Source organism: Kaistia sp. MMO-174 (genome assembly GCF_037147815.1).
Classification (GTDB): Bacteria; Pseudomonadota; Alphaproteobacteria; order Rhizobiales; family Kaistiaceae; genus Kaistia; species Kaistia nematophila.
Genome location: NZ_JBBCUO010000001.1, coordinates 1,072,001 through 1,088,558, shown reverse-complemented (window position 1 = coordinate 1,088,558; position 16,558 = coordinate 1,072,001). Strand labels below are relative to the sequence as shown.

At 66.4% G+C, this 16,558-nt stretch carries 14 protein-coding genes; 8 read left to right on the top strand and 6 right to left on the bottom strand.

Annotated elements, in window-relative coordinates; genetic code table 11:
- Positions 1–112 precede the first annotated feature (112 nt).
- The 3 genes from WFK98_RS04885 to WFK98_RS04875 all read left to right on the top strand — a co-directional run bounded on the left by WFK98_RS04885 (position 113) and on the right by WFK98_RS04875 (position 3,060).
- The gene (locus tag WFK98_RS04885) at positions 113–889 is read left to right on the top strand and encodes a bestrophin-like domain (protein ID WP_336799451.1); all 777 of its coding nucleotides are present in this window, start codon (positions 113–115) and stop codon (positions 887–889) included.
- 183 nt (positions 890–1,072) lie between these two features.
- Positions 1,073–1,843 (top strand): SDR family NAD(P)-dependent oxidoreductase, encoded by a 771-nt coding sequence (locus WFK98_RS04880; RefSeq protein ID WP_336799450.1) that lies wholly within the window; start codon positions 1,073–1,075, stop codon positions 1,841–1,843.
- A gap of 191 nt (positions 1,844–2,034) precedes the next feature.
- On the top strand, positions 2,035–3,060 hold the full coding sequence (locus tag WFK98_RS04875; RefSeq protein WP_336799449.1) for a nucleotidyltransferase domain-containing protein: 1,026 nt from the start codon (positions 2,035–2,037) through the stop codon (positions 3,058–3,060).
- Here WFK98_RS04875 and WFK98_RS04870 read toward each other — a convergent pair.
- On the bottom strand, positions 3,050–3,907 hold the full coding sequence (locus WFK98_RS04870) for a protein-L-isoaspartate O-methyltransferase family protein (RefSeq protein ID WP_336799448.1): 858 nt from the start codon (positions 3,905–3,907) through the stop codon (positions 3,050–3,052). The genes WFK98_RS04875 and WFK98_RS04870 overlap by 11 nt on opposite strands.
- 289 nt (positions 3,908–4,196) lie before the next feature.
- On the opposite strand from WFK98_RS04870, the gene WFK98_RS04865 reads away from it, so the two are divergent.
- Entirely contained in the window at positions 4,197–5,435 is a 1,239-nt protein-coding gene (locus WFK98_RS04865) for an alpha/beta hydrolase (protein ID WP_336799447.1), read from the top strand.
- 116 nt (positions 5,436–5,551) lie between these two features.
- Here WFK98_RS04865 and WFK98_RS04860 read toward each other — a convergent pair whose 3' ends face one another.
- From WFK98_RS04860 to WFK98_RS04845, 4 genes are all read right to left on the bottom strand, one after another.
- Positions 5,552–5,881: a DUF2322 family protein gene (locus tag WFK98_RS04860; RefSeq protein ID WP_336799446.1), complete on the bottom strand. Its 330-nt coding sequence runs from the start codon at positions 5,879–5,881 to the stop codon at positions 5,552–5,554.
- Positions 5,882–5,992: 111 nt separating this feature from the next.
- Positions 5,993–6,973 (bottom strand): aldo/keto reductase, encoded by a 981-nt coding sequence (locus WFK98_RS04855; RefSeq protein WP_266341164.1) that lies wholly within the window; start codon positions 6,971–6,973, stop codon positions 5,993–5,995.
- A gap of 408 nt (positions 6,974–7,381) precedes the next feature.
- The gene (locus tag WFK98_RS04850; protein ID WP_336799445.1) at positions 7,382–8,254 is read right to left on the bottom strand and encodes an aldo/keto reductase; all 873 of its coding nucleotides are present in this window, start codon (positions 8,252–8,254) and stop codon (positions 7,382–7,384) included.
- Between the two features lie 427 nt (positions 8,255–8,681).
- The gene (locus tag WFK98_RS04845) at positions 8,682–9,620 is read right to left on the bottom strand and encodes a phytanoyl-CoA dioxygenase family protein (protein ID WP_336799604.1); all 939 of its coding nucleotides are present in this window, start codon (positions 9,618–9,620) and stop codon (positions 8,682–8,684) included.
- 151 nt (positions 9,621–9,771) lie between these two features.
- On the opposite strand from WFK98_RS04845, the gene WFK98_RS04840 reads away from it, so the two are divergent.
- Positions 9,772–10,638 (top strand): AraC family transcriptional regulator, encoded by an 867-nt coding sequence (locus tag WFK98_RS04840; protein ID WP_336799444.1) that lies wholly within the window; start codon positions 9,772–9,774, stop codon positions 10,636–10,638.
- 353 nt (positions 10,639–10,991) lie between these two features.
- On the opposite strand, the gene WFK98_RS04835 is transcribed toward WFK98_RS04840, so the two are convergent.
- The gene (locus WFK98_RS04835) at positions 10,992–11,543 is read right to left on the bottom strand and encodes a YcgN family cysteine cluster protein (RefSeq protein ID WP_336799443.1); all 552 of its coding nucleotides are present in this window, start codon (positions 11,541–11,543) and stop codon (positions 10,992–10,994) included.
- A gap of 148 nt (positions 11,544–11,691) precedes the next feature.
- On the opposite strand from WFK98_RS04835, the gene WFK98_RS04830 reads away from it, so the two are divergent.
- The 3 genes from WFK98_RS04830 to WFK98_RS04820 all read left to right on the top strand — a co-directional run bounded on the left by WFK98_RS04830 (position 11,692) and on the right by WFK98_RS04820 (position 16,426).
- A complete protein-coding gene (locus WFK98_RS04830) occupies positions 11,692–13,983 on the top strand; it encodes a transglycosylase domain-containing protein (RefSeq protein WP_442907367.1) in 2,292 nt (763 codons plus the stop codon).
- A gap of 476 nt (positions 13,984–14,459) precedes the next feature.
- Complete coding sequence (locus WFK98_RS04825) at positions 14,460–15,197, top strand: outer membrane protein (protein ID WP_336799442.1); 738 nt, start codon at positions 14,460–14,462, stop codon at positions 15,195–15,197.
- A gap of 518 nt (positions 15,198–15,715) precedes the next feature.
- Positions 15,716–16,426: an outer membrane protein gene (locus WFK98_RS04820; protein ID WP_336799441.1), complete on the top strand. Its 711-nt coding sequence runs from the start codon at positions 15,716–15,718 to the stop codon at positions 16,424–16,426.
- Positions 16,427–16,558: the final 132 nt, after the last annotated feature.

Here is a 16,558-nt window from a genome sequence, read left to right as displayed (position 1 = left end):
CAAGGCTCAACGTCTCCCCGGCCGCACGTCCTGCTCCGGAGCTTCGGAAGCGCTTTCGCGGGAAATGGGCGACTGCTAGGCTGTCTGGGGAGAAGGTCTGGGGGAGGCATGCTTGCCGGCTGTTTTCGGGCTGTCCTATGAGCTGACGGTAGCGCTCCTGACGTTCGCCTGCCTCTGCGCAGCGTCGCTCGGCACCCTCCACGCCTATCCCCGCCTGCCGGCGCACTACCGCGACGACGAAACGCTGCAGACGGTGCGCCTCGTCGCCAACATCTTCGGCATGCTGAGCTCGCTCGTGCTCGGCTTGATGGTCTCCTCGGCCAACAGCAATTTCGAAGATGCCGACAAGGCGGTTCACGCCTATGCGACCGAAATCATCCTTTTGGATCACTCGCTGCGCGGGCTCGGCCAGGACGGGGCCGGGCTACGGACCGAACTCTCCGACTACGTCGCGACGATCGTCGGCTCGCGCGAAATCGAGCGGGCCGCCCTGCCGACGGAGAACCGGACGGCCGAGACCACGCTCCGCGACATCCGCGCCGGCCTCATCGCGCTGCCGCCAGGGGATCCGGCGTGGACCGAGGATCGCGACCAGGCCAAGGCGCATGTCGACACGCTGCTGCGCACGCGCTGGGGTCTGATCGAGCGCAAGGAAGCAACGATCCCCTTTCCGCTACTCGTCTCGCTCGTGCTCTGGCTGAGCATGACGATGGCAAGCCTCGGCTATCGCGCGCCGCGAAACTGGGCCGTCCGGACCATTTTCGTCGTCGCATCGCTGCTGCTTTCGGGCGCGATCCTGCTGATCCTCGACCTGGCCAATCCCTTCGACGGCCCGATCCAGGCGTCATCGGCGCCGTTCGTCCGCGCCCTCGCCGAGCTGAAGCTCTAGGCCAGCGCCGCCCCATTTCCGCTTCTCCGTCGCCGCTGGTGTGTGGTCTATAAGCGGACAACGATCGCCCGAACCATCGGGCGGCACGGGACTGCAACTCTTTGTCTGGTCGCGTTTTCTTCACGCGAACCGGCATCCACTTCGCTCGAAAACGCTTTAGGAAAATCCCTGGGAGGGGAACTCATGACCGACCTGCCGAGCTTCGACCTTACCGGCCGCACGGCCCTCGTCACCGGCGCCGCGCGCGGCCTCGGCCGCGCCACCGCGCTGGCGCTCGCCGCCGCCGGCGCCGATATCGCGCTCGGACTGCGCGACGCAAAGGCCGATGCCGGGCTGGTCGCGGAGATCGAGGCGATGGGCCGCCGCGCCGTGCCGCTGCAGATGGACGTGCTCGACCTGAAGCAGGCCTATGCCGCCGTCGATGCGGCGATCGCCGCCCTCGGCCATATCGACATCCTGGTCAACAATGCCGGCGGCGGCACCATTGGCCCGGTCGAGGATTTCACCGAGGAGGACTTCGATTTCACCGTCAACTTGACCGTCCGGTCGACCTTCTTCCTGTCGCAATATGTCGGCCGCCACATGATCGAGCGGAAGAGCGGCGCGATCATCAACATGGGCTCGCAGGCCGGCGCCATCGCGCTCCCGGGCGAGGCGATCTACTGCCTCAGCAAGGCGGCCGTCAGCCACATGACCAAGTGCTTCGCGGTCGAGTGGGGCAAGCACAATGTCCGCGTCAATTGCGTGGCGCCGACCTTCATCCGCACCGACGGCACCGCCGAGATGCTGTCCGATCCCGAATTCCACGCCGACGTGCTCGACCGCATCGCCGCGCTGCACCGGATCGGCGAGCCGAAGGAAGTCTCCGGCGTCGTCCTCTTCCTCGCCTCCGACGCCGCCTCGATGGTCACCGGCCAGACCATCCTCGTCGATGGCGGCTGGACGGCACGGTAACGCGCCGCCCCCCCGATCTGACGCCCTGCCTCGACAACCGCCGATTCCAACAGTTTCGTGACTTTCACATCGCAACTGTTGGAATCCGGGCGGGATCGTGGTTCAATCGTTTCCAACACCTCGGTCCGATTTCGATCCAAACTGTTGGAAGCATGCGATTTCAACAACTTGATAACGACCAGCGTCGGGAAATGGTCAATTCCCGACAGCGTTTCGAGGGCTTCCGGGCAGCGCAGAAGCGCGCCGACGGCTATCGCGGCTCCATGGTCTTCTCCGAGACAGCCGGCACGGACTATCTGCTGCGCAGCTATTACGATCCGAAGACGGGGCTCCGGCGGCAGAAGTCGCTGGGCCGGCGCAGCGCCGAGACCGAGGCGATCAAGGCTGCCTTCGATGCCGGCCGCGACGAGGCCGAGGCGGATCTCGCTGCCGCCCGCGCCGCGATCGAGCGGCAGGCCGCCATCAACCGTGCCCTCGGCCTTGGCCGGGTGCCGGATCCGGGCGCCCGCATCCTGCGCGCCCTCGACGCGGCCGGCGTGCTCGGCCATGGCCTGCGGGTGGTCGGGACCAATGCGCTCTTCGCCTATGAAGCGGCGGCCGGTATCCGCTTCCCCGTCGAGGTGACGACGACGGAAGACATCGACATCCTGTTCGATGCCCGCGCCCGCCTCGCCTTTTCGGTCGAGGAGGACCAGGATGGCCGCAGCCTGCTGGCGCTGCTTCGCAAGGTGGATCGTTCGTTCGCCCGCACCAGCGCGGCATTTCGCGCCCGCAACCGCGACGGCTATCTGGTCGACCTGATCCGGCCGATGCGCGAGCCGCCCTGGAAGACGGAGCCCGCCTCGCTGGCCGAGCATGGCGGCGCGCCGGACGCGGACGACCTCGCCGCCGTGAGCGTGGAAGGGCTCAACTGGCAGGAGAACGCCCCGCCCTTCGAGGCCATGGCGATCGACCAGCGCGGCTATCCGACCCGGATCGTCGCCAGCGACCCACGCGCCTTCGCGGTCCACAAGCTCTGGCTGTCGGCGCGGCTGGATCGCGCCGCCGAACAGCGGGCCCGCGACCTGGCGCAGGCGCGCGCCGTCGGCCAGCTTGTGGCGAGCCATATGCCCCATCTTCCCTTCGATCCCAAGGCGCTGAAGAACTTTCCGCGTCCGCTGGTCGAGGCGGCGATGACGCTGTTCGTCGCGGAGCCGGAAGCGGGTTTTAGCTGGTAGCGTCCGGCTCCAGCCGCGACAGGCACCAGCCTTCGCCATGCAGCCAGCAGGTCTGGTCCTCGTCGTGGCGGTCGCGGCGGAGCGAGCGGACGGCGGCGCCGCGATCGCGCATCAGCGCCCCGGCGAGCGGATGGTCGAACCGTCCGTCGCGCGCGCCGACGAAGGGAATGAAGGCGGCGCTGCTCAGGAACTCGGCCGCATATCCGTCGGTGGCGCGGCGCGTGACCAGGAGCATGCCGCCCGGACCATAGGTCGACGTCATCGGAAACAGGAGCTGGCCGCCCGGCTTCAGCGCGTCGAGCCAGAGCGCGAGCGGATGGGTGGCGCCGGCGCTGGCGACGATGCAATCCGCGTCCGGCAGGGCCATGTGGGCGCCGTCGCCCTCGACGACGCGCGCCTGCGGCCAGGGCTGCAGCGCGATGCGCGCCCGCTCCGCCAGCCCCGGCTCGATCTCGACGGCCAGGATCGTCGCCTCCGGCCCGGCGAGTTCGGCCAGGATCGCCGTGTAGTAGCCGGTGCCGCAGCCGAGATGGACGATCGACGCGCCGGGCGGAATCGCCAGCCGGTCGAACACCAGCGCCCAGAGGCTGGGCTGGCCGTTGTTGATGCCGCGCTCGCGGTCGAGCGTCACCAGCACGTCCTGATAGAGCGCCGCCGGATCGCGGATCGTCCCCGACCAGAAGTCGACCAGCTCGGCCGGATCCTTGATCCGCCAGGGCGGCGGGCCGACGAAGCGCTCGCGCGGCACGCGGGCAAAGGCCGCGACCAACGGCTCCGAGCGCAGGCTCGCCCGGTTGCGCAGTTCCTCGGCATAGGCCCGCCTGGCGGCTGCGATGCGGTCCGTCATGGCTCTGCTCCGATTGCCCATCGTCGCGCCAACGTCGTTTCCAGTCAAAGGCCGGCGCAAAGCCCGCCGTTCGCGGGGCCAGGCCGCCGCGAACGGCGCCGGATGGCCAGCAAAGCCGCGCAGCCGCCTCGTATTGCCCGCGAGGCTCCAATGTCTCGCGGGCGATGGCGAACGCTGTGCCCGGCTTCGACACCCAATATTTACGCGCCAACGCTATGCCGATGCCGCGGCTTGGCGCAGATGCCGGGGCAGCCGCGAGACCGGACAGACATCCGGGAAATGGAACATCATGACGAAAGCCGTTCGCACTCTGGCGCTCTGCGCCGTGCTCCTCGCCATCCCGCCCGTCGCCAGCGCCGCGCCGCAGGAAGCAACGTCCGCCGCCGCGAGCGATGCCGGCGCGATCGCCGTGCCGTCCGGCGTCAGCTATGAGCTGCTCGGGCGCTGGGATACCGACCGGCTGAACCAGATCCTTACGACCGATTTCCCGAAATTCGCCGGCATCGACGTCACCTACACGCCGGCGCGCAACGCGGTGAAGCTCTACCGCGTCACCTATCCCTCCGTCGTGCCCGAGCGCGGCAACAAGCCGATCGTCGCCACCGGCCTGCTGGCGATCCCCGATACCGACGCGAAATCGTTCCCGATCCTCTCCTACCAGCATGGCACCGTCTATGGCCGGCAGGAGGTCCCCTCCTTCCCCGAGCAGTCGACCGAGACGCAGCTCATGCTCGCGCAGTTCGCCGGCCAGGGCTATGTCGTGATGGGCGCCGACTATTTCGGCATGGGCGCTTCCAAGGAGCCGGAAGGCTACATGGTCAAGGCCAGCCACCAGCAGGCCTGCCACGACATGATCCGCTCCGGCCGCGGGGTGCTCGACAGCATGGGCATCACCAGCGACAAGCTCTTCCTCGGCGGTTGGTCGCAGGGCGGCTTCGTCACCATGGCCTGCCTGGAGAAGCTCGAAAGCGCCGGCGTCGCCGTCGATGCCGCCGCCACGGCCAGCGCCCCGATCGATGGCTTCGCGCTGATGAACGGCTTCCTCAACTTCCCGCGCGAGATCGACGCGAGCTGGGTCAACAGCCTCTTCGTCCTTTCGGCTTTCTCCTATGAAAACTATTATGGCGTGCCGGGCCTGGCGCGCTCGGTGTTCAACGACGCGTATTATGACGCGGCGCGCCGCGTCTATGAGCGCCAGCCCTTCGAGGCGTCGGAAATTCCGACCGACCTGCACAAGCTTATCCGCGCCGACTATTTCGACCCGCAATTCTTCGCAGGCTCCGCCTATGGCCGGATCTTCCGCGAGACGCAGGCCTATCGCTGGGTGATCCAGACGCCGGTGCGCAACTACTATGGCGAGGCGGACGAGGTGATCCCGCCCGGCATCGGCAAGATGGCGATGACCTACCAGCAGGCGATGGGCGCGGGAAACACCAAGGTCGAGGCGATCTCCACCGGTCCCACCACCCATCGCGGCACCTACGCCAGGGCGGCCGCCCAGTGGAAGACCTGGTTCGACGGCAAGTAGCGGGTCCGCGGCTCACGAGGCCGGCGGTGCGATCCGGCCATCAGACTGGCCGGATCCTTCGCCAGGGGAAGGCAAGGCAGCACCCGAAATCCGTGCTGCCATGCTTCCATCCCGCATCAGGCGGCGACGAGCGTGATAGCAAGCGGGGCGGCCCCGCCAAGGATCTCCAGCAGGCGGTCGATATTGGGATGGGCGCCCGGCCGGCTCCTGGCATCGGCCGTATGTTCGGCGAAAACCTCGAGCCCGTGGGCTGCCGCCTCGGCATGGAGCGCGCCGAAGCTCTGCTGGAGGTATTGATAGACGGCCAGCGAACCCTGCTTGCCCGGCAGGTTTTCGATGGTCGCCACGATCCCCCCCGCCGGATCGACGAGATCGATGCGGGCAAGACCATCGATCGAGGGCAGCAATCGCAGGTTTTCTTTGAACGAATCCGTCGGCTGGATCACCGTTAAATCCTCTGGATGGCGTTGAAATGCGCGGGCAGGTCTAGCAGGTCCCTGCTTTCGGGCGAAGCCGGGGTACGGCGTTGCGCCCGGATCGTTGCCGATCCTCTGCTCTCACACGAAGCCCGCCACCGAATGGGGGACATAGGCCGCCTCCAGCGCGGCGATCTCGAATTCGTCGAGCCGGACCGACAGCGCCGACGCGGCGTCGTCGAGATGCTGCATCTTCGTCGCGCCGACGATCGGCGCCGTGATCACCGATTTCGACAGCACCCAGGCGAGCGCGATCTGGGCGCGCGGCAGGTCGCGCTGGGCCGCGACATGCGCGACCGCCTCCACCACCAGCTTGTCGGCGTCGGCGGTGCGGGAATAGAGGCCCTTGCCGAATTCGTCGGTCTCGGCGCGCGCCGTCTTCGCATCCCAGTCGCGCGTCAGCCGGCCGCGCGCCAGCGGGCTCCACGGAATGACGCCGATGCCCTCCGAAGCGCAGAGCGGCAGCATCTCGCGCTCCTCCTCGCGGTAGAGCAGATTGACGTAGTCCTGCATCGAGACGAAGCGGGCGAGACCGCGGTTTTCCTGCATCGCCAGCATCTTGGCGAATTGCCAGGCATGCATGGACGAGGCGCCGATGTAGCGCGCCTTGCCCATCTTCACGACCTCGTCCAGCGCCTCGATCGTCTCCTCGATCGGCGTGCCGTAGTCGAAGCGGTGGATCTGGTAGAGATCGACGTAGTCGGTGCCGAGGCGGGTCAGGCTGGCGTCGATCTCGTGCAGGATCGCCTTGCGCGACAGGCCGGCGCCATTCGGGCCCGGGCGCATGCGGCCATGCACCTTGGTGGCGATCACCACCTCCTCGCGCCGGGCGAAATCCTTCAGAGCCTTGCCGACGATCTCCTCGCTGGAGCCGTCGGAATAGACGTTCGCCGTATCGAAGAAATTGATGCCGAGCTCGAGCGCCTTCTTGATGAAGGGGCGGCTCTCGGCCTCCGGCAGGGTCCAGGCGTGGTTGCCGCGCGCGGGGTCGCCATAGCTCATGCAGCCAAGGCAGAGGCGGGAAACTTCGAGGCCGGTGCGACCGAGGCGGGTGTATTCCATGGCGGGCTCCTTCGGCGGCGATCCGATCCGGCGCGGAGGGCGCGCCGGCCGTGGATCGTCAAGGCTGCCACTGTGAACCCAAATCCCCCCGGCGCGCCACCGGTGGTTTCGCCCTCGCGGCATTGAGCCCCACCGAACCATGGATCCCTGCTTTCGCAGGGATGACGACGGAGATTGACGATTTCGAGGGAACAAGGGCGCCGACAGAGGATCGAAATCAGCCACGTCCGCGCCCGGTTCCGAGGGCTTTGCACATCACTGCCCGCAACCAACCCGCCGTCATCCCTGCGAAAGCAGGGATCCATGCAGCCGCGCCATCGCGAACCCCGGCACAAGACGACGCAGTCTGTCGCTGCAGCAGGACCGCCGGCCGCGAACGATCCGCGACCGGCGGGGCGAGGCACAGCCTCAGGCCGCGCGGCGGGCCTCGACGTCGAGGGCGGCGAAGTCCTCGTCGGAAAGCTTGATCGAGGCCGCGGCGGTGTTTTCCTCGAGATGCCTGACGCTGCCCGTGCCCGGAATCGGCAGCATCACCTTCGAGCGCTTCAGGAGCCAGGCGAGCGCCACCTGGCCCGGCGTGGCGCCGAGCTTGCCGGCGATCTTGGTCAGCGCCGAGCCCGGCCGCGCGAGATCGCCGGAGGCGAGCGGCGCCCACGGGATGAAGCCGATATTATTGGCCTCCGCGAAATCGAGCACCGCCTCGCTCTTGCGATCGACGAGGTTGTACTGGTTCTGCACGGTCGTGACCGGGAAGAACTTCTGCGCCGCCTGGATGTCGGCGACGGAAACTTCCGACAGGCCGACATGGCGGATCAGCCCTTCGCGACGCATGTCGGCGATGACCTGGAACTGCTCGTCCTTCGGCACGCGCGGATCGATGCGATGCAGCTGCCAGAGATCGATGCGCTCGACCTTCAGCCGGCGCAGGCTCATCAGCACGCACTGGCGCAGATATTCCGGCCGGCCGACCACCTGCCAGATATTCGGACCATGCCGGGTCAGCGCCCCCTTGGTGGCGATGACGAGCCCCTTGTAGGGATGCAGCACCTCGGCGATCAGGTCTTCGCTGACATAGGGCCCGTAGCTGTCGGCCGTATCGATCAGGTCGATGCCGAGTTCCGGCACGCGCTTCAGCGTCCGCTTCGCCTCGGCGATATCCTTCGGATCGCCCCAGATTCCGTCGCCGGTGATCCGCATGGCGCCGAAGCCGAGCCGGTTGACGGTGAGATCGCCGCCGATCTTGAACTGGCCCGAAGCGGCCGCGTTGATGTCGTTTGGCATGGTGTCGTCCTTCGATGAGGAGACCGGACCGGATCACCCATCGAGGCATGATCGTCCAGCCGGGACCGAAATCCGCCGCGGGGCCGGGAATGGCTGCAAGCCTGGCAGCGGCGCGACGGATACCCCTGGGAAGGGTCCCCGAGAGATGGGCGCGCCGGAACCGAAGTTAAGGGGAACGCCGATCACGGACGCGTGAACGGGTGCCGGAGGCAGGAAGCAAGTCCCTCCCCCAACCCTCTCCCGCAAGCGGGCGAGGGCTTTTCGGCCGGCGTTTTTTTTTCAACGGCGCGGCGTTCATCTACGAAGGACGCCAGCGAACCAGCAAAGGCGCAGGCGCGCGGGAAAGGCTCAGTCGATCCGGGAAAGCGCACAGGCGTGCTCCCTCTCCCGCGCGCGGGAGAGGGTCGGGGTGAGGGTCTTCCCGTCCCTATTCGTTCCAGCTCTTCAGCCCCAGCAGCTTCTCGCCGAGCGGCGTCAGCGTCGCCACTTCGGCGTTGTGCTTTTCCCAGTCGCGCGGGTCGCCCGGGAAGGCGTCGCGATGCGGATGGTCCTGTTCGCGCCAGAGACGGATGCGCTCGGTGCGCTCGGCGAGATTCGCCTCCTCGGCCGGGTGCATGGAAATGTACTGCGCCATGCGGACACGGCCGTCGGAATGGTTGGGCCGCACGCCATGGGCGAGCAGCGAGTTGAAGATCAAGAGATCGCCCGCCTCCATCTCGATATTGGTGATCGAGAGCCCCGCCGTGTCGGGATGCATCGGGTCGCGGTCCTCCGGCTGGGTCTTCACCCAGTCGTCGAAGCCGGCGAAGAGCTCGGGAATGCACTGGAAGCCGCCGACGTCGCCATCCTGCTTCTTCAGGCTCAGCACGCCCTGCACGCCGATCGGCGGGGGAACGAGCGAGGTATCGGCGTCCCAGTGGATAAAGCCGTTCGGGTTGCCCTTCACCTTCTTCGGCGGGTTCAGGTTGGCGCGGTCGATCGTCACCCAGAGATCCTCGCGGTCCCAGATGTCGACGAAGGCGTCATAGACCCGGCGCTCCTGGCGATTGTCCCAGAGATGCTGGTGATTGTAGATCTCCAGCATGCCGGTGCCATTCAGCTCCTTCATGATGTGGTCGCGGCGCTGCGGCGCGTACCAGGTCGCCGGGTCGGCCGGGTCCTTCTCGTCGAAGGCCCAGAGCGTCTCGACCAGCCGCGCGACATTTTCCGCCGGCACGGCCTGACGGACGATGACGTAGCCGCGCGTCACCCAATGCTGCCAGTCGGCCTCGGAGAGCACGCGCAGCGGCAGCGTCTTCACGATGTCCTTCAGCTGCGTTTCCTGATGCGTCGTCGGGTGGCTGTCGCGCTTGATTGCGGTTCCCATTCCAGCGGCCATGGTCATGCACTCTCTCCCTGATCACCCACATCCCTCGCGGATGCTTCTCGAGAAAGACTAGCGATCCCTATGGACGGGTGTTCGCCGATCCCGGCGAAAACTGATACGATTCCAGCGTCAGAAGACCCACGAGATCCAGATGAAGCCATTTCTCGAACGTCTGGCGCTCCCCGACGGCGCATCCTGGGCGACGCTGAACCGGCGCCTCGACGGCGAAATTCCGTTCCAGTGGCATCACCATCCCGAATTCGAGCTGACGATGACGCTGAACTCGCGCGGCCAGCGCTTCATCGGCGACCATATCGGCAGCTATGACGACGGCGACCTCGTGCTGGTCGGGCCCAACCTGCCGCATAGCTGGTGCTCGGCCGCCAAGGTCGAGGAGACGGCGCCGCATGTCGCCCTGGTGATGTGGTTCCTGCCGCAATGGGCGGCGCCGATCGGCGGCGTCTTCACCGAGCTCCGCGCCGTCGCCGCCATGCTGGAGCGGGCCCGGACCGGCCTCAAATTCTCGGACACCGCGGCGGCCGAGGCGCGGCCGCTGATCGAGGCGCTGTTCGGCCTGCCGCCGGACGAGCGGCTGATCCAACTGCTCCGCGTGCTGGCGCTGCTTTCACGCGACGCCGGGGCCGAGCCCCTCGCCTCGCCGCTTGCGGTCGCCGCCGACCAGCCGGCGAACCGGGGCCGGATCGACCGCGTGCTCGACCATGTTCACCGCCGCTATGCCGAGAAGCTGAGCCTGGAGGCGCTCGCCGATATCGCGGCGCTGAGCCCTTCCGGCCTGCACCGGCTGTTCCTGCGCCATACCGGCCAGAGCGTGACGGGCTATCTGGCACGGCTCCGGATCGGCGCCGCCTGCGCGCTGCTCTCCGGCGGCGACAGGCCGATCGCGACCATCGCCGCCGATGTCGGCTACGACTCGCTCGCCAACTTCAACCGCCAGTTCAAGGCGCAGCGCGCCGTGACGCCGAGGCAATACCGGCAGCGGTTCCGGGTCGGGGGATAACGTCCCTCGCCGTCGTCTTCCCGCAGTCCGCCACGACGCGCTCCCGTCATCCCTGCGAAAGCAGGGATTCGTGTGGCGGAGAGATGGAGAGGTTGGCGGGGAACCCGGGAGACCTGGATCCCGGGTCAGGCCCGGGATGACGGCGAGCGTGGGAAAGTCGTTTCGGCAGGCCCGGCCAAGCGTGGCGTACTGGCCAAGAGTGGCGCACTCATCTACCTCTCCCATGGGGAGAGGTCGACGGCCGCAGGCCGGCGGGTGAGAGGTTGAGGCCTCACAGGCAAGATCGCATCCCCTCGCCCGGCTCTTCGAGCCGACCTCTCCCCATGGGAGAGGTGAAGAAGGGGAAAGTACCCCTACCCCTTCGGCTTCTCCGGCTCCGGCAGTTCGCCCGGCCAGGAGACGATGTAGTCCTCGTATTCCTCGACGGGGATGTCGCTTTCGCTGATGGTGCGGCCGGAAGTCGAGATGCCGGCCTCGTGCACCGTCTCCGGGTCGCCGGAGACCAGCGGATGCCACCAGTAGAGGTCACGGCCCTCGGCGATCAGGCGATAGCCGCAGGTCGGCGGCAGCCAGGTCAGCGTCCGCACCGTCTTGGGATCCAGCGGGATGCAGTCCGGCACGAAATCATGCCGGTTCGGATAGTCGCGGCAGCGGCAGCTATCCTCGTCCAGCAGTTCGCAGGCGATCGCCGTCCAGACGATCTCGCCGGTGTCCCAGTCCTCGAGCTTGTTCAGGCAGCAGCGGGCGCAGCCGTCGCAGAGCGACTCCCACTGCTCCGCGCTCATTTCCTCCAGCGTCAGGCGCTTCCAGAACGGCACCGCCTCGGTTTCGGGCGCGGATGCGGCTGCGGCATCCTGTTGCGCGGAGGTCGCAGCGTCGTGTGCGTCCTTTCCTTGCAAGGGCATGGAGATTGCGTATCCTTCGTCGATCGGCGAGAACCGGCCAGGGCTGGGGGCGGTCCGTTCACCGGGCATTCCGAATGGCGCCATATAGTGCCGGAATGCGATGTTTCGACTGCCTTTTAGAACCATTCGACCCCTAATGGAACAGCCCTTGCGCAAGCTTCAGGATCGGATCTCGGGGTGGCTGGGCGGCCTGAAGCCCGGCGAGGCCCCCTCCGCCGGCCCGACCGGCGACGAAGCTCCGACGGAAGCAAGCGCTCCGGCGACGGAAAAGACGGGCGACGCGGCGCCGGATCCTTCGGCGCCGAGGACGCCGTGGCTGCGGCTGATCGAGATCGACGCCTTCATCGATTCCGCGCTCTACCGGATCTGGACCGGGCTCAAGGACGCCGCCGAGGCGCTGTCGCGCTTCGCCCGCCATTTCCGCATGACCGGCTGGCGGCGGGCGCCGTTCGAGATCCTCGGCGACGGCCTGACCATGGCCGCCGGCGGCGCCGTGGTGATGCTGACGCTGGCGCTTCCCGCCTTCGAGGCCACCAAGCAGGACTGGCTGGCGCAATCGGACTATTCCGTCACCTTCCTCGACCGCTACGGCGCCGAGATCGGCAAGCGCGGCGTGCGCCATTCGGAATCCGTACCGCTCGAGGAAATGCCGGACAGCCTGATCAAGGCGACGCTCGCCACCGAAGACCGGCGCTTCTACACGCATTTCGGCATCGACATCATCGGCACGGCGCGCGCGCTGATGGAGAATTTGCGCAACGACGCCGTGCGCCAGGGCGGCTCGTCGATCACCCAGCAGCTGGCGAAGAACCTGTTCCTCTCGAACGAGCGCACGCTCGACCGCAAGATCAAGGAAGCGTTCCTCGCGCTCTATCTGGAGAGCAACCTGTCCAAGCACGACATCCTGCAGCTCTATCTCGACCGCGCCTATATGGGCGGCGGCAATTTCGGCGCGGCGGCGGCGGCCGAATTCTACTTCGGCAAGAAGGTCACCGACATCAACCTGGCCGAGGCGGCGATGCTGTCCGGCCTCTACAAGGCCCCTGCCCGCTACGCGCCGCACATCAACCTGCCGGCGGCGCGCGCCCGCGCCAACGACGTGCTCACCAACATGGTGCAGGCCGGCTTCATGACCGAGGGCCAGGTGATGGGCGCGCGGCGCAAGCCCGCCGACGTCGTCCGCAAGGCCGCCGACACCGCGCCCGACTATTTCCTCGACTGGGCCTTCGACGAGGTCAAGAAGCAGGTGCCGGACGGCGACCGCAGCCTGATCGTCCGCTCGACCGTCGACATGAACCTGCAGAAGACGGCGGACGAGGCGATCGAGGGCGCGCTGCGCGATTCCGGCGAGCGCTACCGCGTCAGCCAGGCGGCGATGGTCGTCGCCGAGCCGGATGGCGCCGTCCGCGCCATGGTCGGCGGCCGCGACTATGGCGAAAGCCAGTTCAACCGCGCCACCGACGCGCTGCGCCAGCCCGGCTCGTCGTTCAAGCCCTTCGTCTACACGACGGCGATCCAGCACGGCTACACGCCGAAGAGCATCGTCGTCGACGCGCCGATCTCGATCGGCAACTGGTCGCCGAAGAACTATGGCGGCCGCTACATGGGCTCGATCCAGCTCACCACGGCGCTGATCCATTCGCTGAACACGGTGGCGGTGCGGCTCGCCGGCGCGGTCGGCCGGCCGGCGATCATCGACCTCGCCCACCGCATGGGCATCACCACCAACATCATCAATTCGAAGTCGCTGCCGCTCGGCGCCACCGACGTGCGCGTGCTCGACATGACCGGCGCCTATGCCGTCTTCGCCAATGGCGGCATGAAGGCGACGCCCTATGCCTTCACGCAGATCCTGAACAGCCAGGGCGAAGTGGTGTTCGACCGCAAGCGCGACGTGCCGCCGCCCGAGCGCGTGCTCGACGAGAAGACCGTCGGCATGATGAACTACATGCTCGGTCAGGTGCCGGAGCGCGGCACCGGCCGCGCCGCCAAGCTGCAGGGCATCAAGACGGCCGGCAAGACCGGCACCACCAACGCCTATCGCGACGCCTGGTTCATGGGCTTCACCGGCAATTATGTCGGCGGCATCTGGTTCGGCAATGACGACTTCACCTCGTCCAACAAGATGACGGGCGGCTCGCTGCCGGCGCAGACCTGGAACCGGGTCATGACCTACGCCCATAACGGCATCGAGTTGAAGCCGATCCCGGGCATCGACGAGCCGGCCTCGGATGGTCCGCGGCCTGCGCCGGCGATTGCCAGCAACGACGCCGACCAGCGGCCGCTGTCGCTTTCCGCCCGGACGACGGAGCGGCTGATCGCGCTGGAAAAGCTGTTCGACACCGCGCCGCCCCTGAAGCCGCAGAACGCCGTCTCCTTCGAATCCGGCGAAACGGTCCGCGCCGCCGCGCTGGAAGGCGACGACACCGCCGCACGCTGACGGACCGGACTGCGCGCCGCCTCTTCCCATGACCACGAACGCCCGCCGCCGGCCGGCGCGGAACCTCCTGGGACCCGGATTCGGTCGCGAAAACGGGAACTTTCCTCTGCGAAATATGACGCAACGTTCGAATCACCGGCGCGAGTCGACCGATTCCAAGGCTCCAGTCGAGCCGGTCGCATGCCCTCCCGATACCCTCCAGCGTTGTTTTGACGGCCTGTTGCATGCAAGCAACAGTGGGTTTAACCCCTTCGCCACAAGCAGAATTGGAGTGACAAATATTCGATTGTTTCAAATGCTTGGGCGTTTTTCGCTAATTCTCACATACTATAGACTCTATGGGGCCGGAGCGACGCTACGGAATGCCGGCCACCTGTGATGCAGCGATGCAACAGCCAATGCGCCGAGGATGCACTACTGCTTGGACATCGGCGGAGCAGACGGGCTTCGCGAAATTCCGGCTCGAGGGGCTAAGCATGAAATTCGTTGTACGCAGCATCACGATGGTTTCGGTTCTGGCGCTCGGCGTTGTTGCCGCCCATGCCGCGGACTTGACCGAGGAACCGGTTCCGGTCGCTCCGGCCGTGTTCAACTGGAACGGCTTCTATGTCGGCGTGCATGCCGGCGCCGCCGTCGGCGACTTCAAGTATCCCTTCGACGCCTATCTGGGCGGCGACTTCACGATCAACGGCGAACTGAAGCAGAGCGCCAGCGGCGCCTTCGGCGGCGCGCAGATCGGCTACAACTGGCAGTTCAACCCGAACTGGGTCCTCGGCGTCGAGGCCGACATCGCGGCCTCCTCTTATGAGGGCAAGGTTTCCGCCGACGTCAACGCCGGCAACTTCAGCGCCAACCTTTCGGCTGGCACCGAGGTCGAATGGTTCGGCACGGTCCGCGGCCGCATCGGCTACGCGATGGACAATGTCCTGCTCTACGGTACGGGCGGCTTCGCCTATGGCGACGTGAAGTCGTCGATCTCGGGCAATATCATCGGAAACATCGATGAATCGACGTCCGACACCGAGTATGGCTGGACCATCGGTGCCGGCCTCGAATACGGCATCACCCAGAACATCACCTTCAAGACCGAATACCTGTATGTCGATCTCGGCAGCCAGACCCTGCTCGACCTCAACGACGGCGACTTCTACGCCCACATCGACTCCGAGACCAAGTTCCACACCCTCAAGGCCGGCCTGAACTACAAGTTCTGATCTGCCTCGACAGGAAGATGCGAAGGGCGGCCGCTTGGCCGCCCTTTTCTTTTTTTGGCGCCGTCTTTGATCGCGCCAACAGGCCCCGCACACGCCGTAACCGGCGCTTCGGCCAGGCCATGCGCCCCTACACCCCCTCCGGTTGTATCGCCGCAGTCCGAAGATCGGCATCGGCGCCGGGCCCGCAATCTCCCTTCGCACCCTTTTCGACCCCGCCGTGAGGCTTTCTCACTCTCGAGACAGCAATATTTCACCACTTTCGCGACCGCAGACCCCAAGGCGTGATAAATCAGCGCGGACAGCCATCACAACCACCGGTTAATTCGAATTTCAAAACACTTCTTGAATTACCTAAGGTAATATCACGCCGGATTTACGATCAAGCATCGAGGTTATTGTTAATCTATATTTATCGCCTCTATTTCATACATGACCTAATGGATCGGTTGTTGCCTGTACGCTACAGACATCGGCGCCGATCCGGGATATTTAACGATCCAGTCGGCATGGAGAGCGACATGAAGAATACCGCACTCGGGCTTTTGATCGCAGTCGGCCTGGCCGGCGCCGCGCAGGCCGCCGACCTGTCGACACCCTACGAACCCGTTCCGCCGCCAGCGCCTGTCTTCAGCTGGACCGGCGTCTATATCGGCGCCCATGGCGGCTACGCCTGGAGCGACTTCACCTCCGAACCCACCGACGCCTATGGCGGCGTGAAGCCGGATGGCTGGTTCGGCGGCGGCCAGGGCGGCTTCAACTACCAATTCTCGAACAACCTCGTGCTCGGCATCGAGGCCGACGCCTCGTTCGGCGACCAGAAGGACGGCATCTCGACCCTGCTCGGCGATCCGACCGAAAACGCATTCGCGCTCGACTACTCGACCAAGATCGACTCGTTCGGCACCGTCCGCGCCCGCGCGGGCTACGCCTTCGACCGCTTCCTGCCCTATGTCACGGGCGGCCTGGCCTGGGCCAATGCCGAACTGGACTTCCACCAGCAGGTAACCGCCGATGGCAGCGTCGTCGTCGACAACAGCGCCTCGGACAAGCAGACCTTCACCGGCTGGGCGCTCGGCGCCGGCCTGGAATATGCCGTGACCAACCATGTCACCGCGAAGGTCGAGTACCTCTATGCCGATCTCGGCTCCAAGGATTTCGATCTCGGCACGCCGGTCCGCGCCGACCTGACGACGCAGACAATCAAGCTCGGCCTGAACTACAAGTTCTGATCAAAGCCGATCGACGCCACCAGGGGCCTCCGCGCAGATCCGCACGGAGGCCCTTTTTCCATTCGCCGCCGTCCGCGCATTCCGAAAGGTCATGCCGGGCAATCTTTGTCGGTTCAAAGGCTTGCGCAGGCG

Excerpts from the sequence above, each read along its gene's own strand:
- WFK98_RS04880 (WP_336799450.1), top strand. The coding sequence starts at position 1,073 with ATGACCGACCTGCCGAGCTTCGACCTTACCGGCCGCACGGCCCTCGTC.
- WFK98_RS04875 (WP_336799449.1), top strand. The coding sequence starts at position 2,035 with ATGGTCAATTCCCGACAGCGTTTCGAGGGCTTCCGGGCAGCGCAGAAG.
- WFK98_RS04870 (WP_336799448.1), bottom strand. The coding sequence starts at position 3,907 with ATGACGGACCGCATCGCAGCCGCCAGGCGGGCCTATGCCGAGGAACTG.
- WFK98_RS04865 (WP_336799447.1), top strand. The coding sequence starts at position 4,197 with ATGACGAAAGCCGTTCGCACTCTGGCGCTCTGCGCCGTGCTCCTCGCC.
- WFK98_RS04855 (WP_266341164.1), bottom strand. The coding sequence starts at position 6,973 with ATGGAATACACCCGCCTCGGTCGCACCGGCCTCGAAGTTTCCCGCCTC.
- WFK98_RS04850 (WP_336799445.1), bottom strand. The coding sequence starts at position 8,254 with ATGCCAAACGACATCAACGCGGCCGCTTCGGGCCAGTTCAAGATCGGC.
- WFK98_RS04845 (WP_336799604.1), bottom strand. The coding sequence starts at position 9,620 with ATGGGAACCGCAATCAAGCGCGACAGCCACCCGACGACGCATCAGGAA.
- WFK98_RS04840 (WP_336799444.1), top strand. The coding sequence starts at position 9,772 with ATGAAGCCATTTCTCGAACGTCTGGCGCTCCCCGACGGCGCATCCTGG.
- WFK98_RS04835 (WP_336799443.1), bottom strand. The coding sequence starts at position 11,543 with ATGCCCTTGCAAGGAAAGGACGCACACGACGCTGCGACCTCCGCGCAA.
- WFK98_RS04825 (WP_336799442.1), top strand. The coding sequence starts at position 14,460 with ATGAAATTCGTTGTACGCAGCATCACGATGGTTTCGGTTCTGGCGCTC.
- WFK98_RS04820 (WP_336799441.1), top strand. The coding sequence starts at position 15,716 with ATGAAGAATACCGCACTCGGGCTTTTGATCGCAGTCGGCCTGGCCGGC.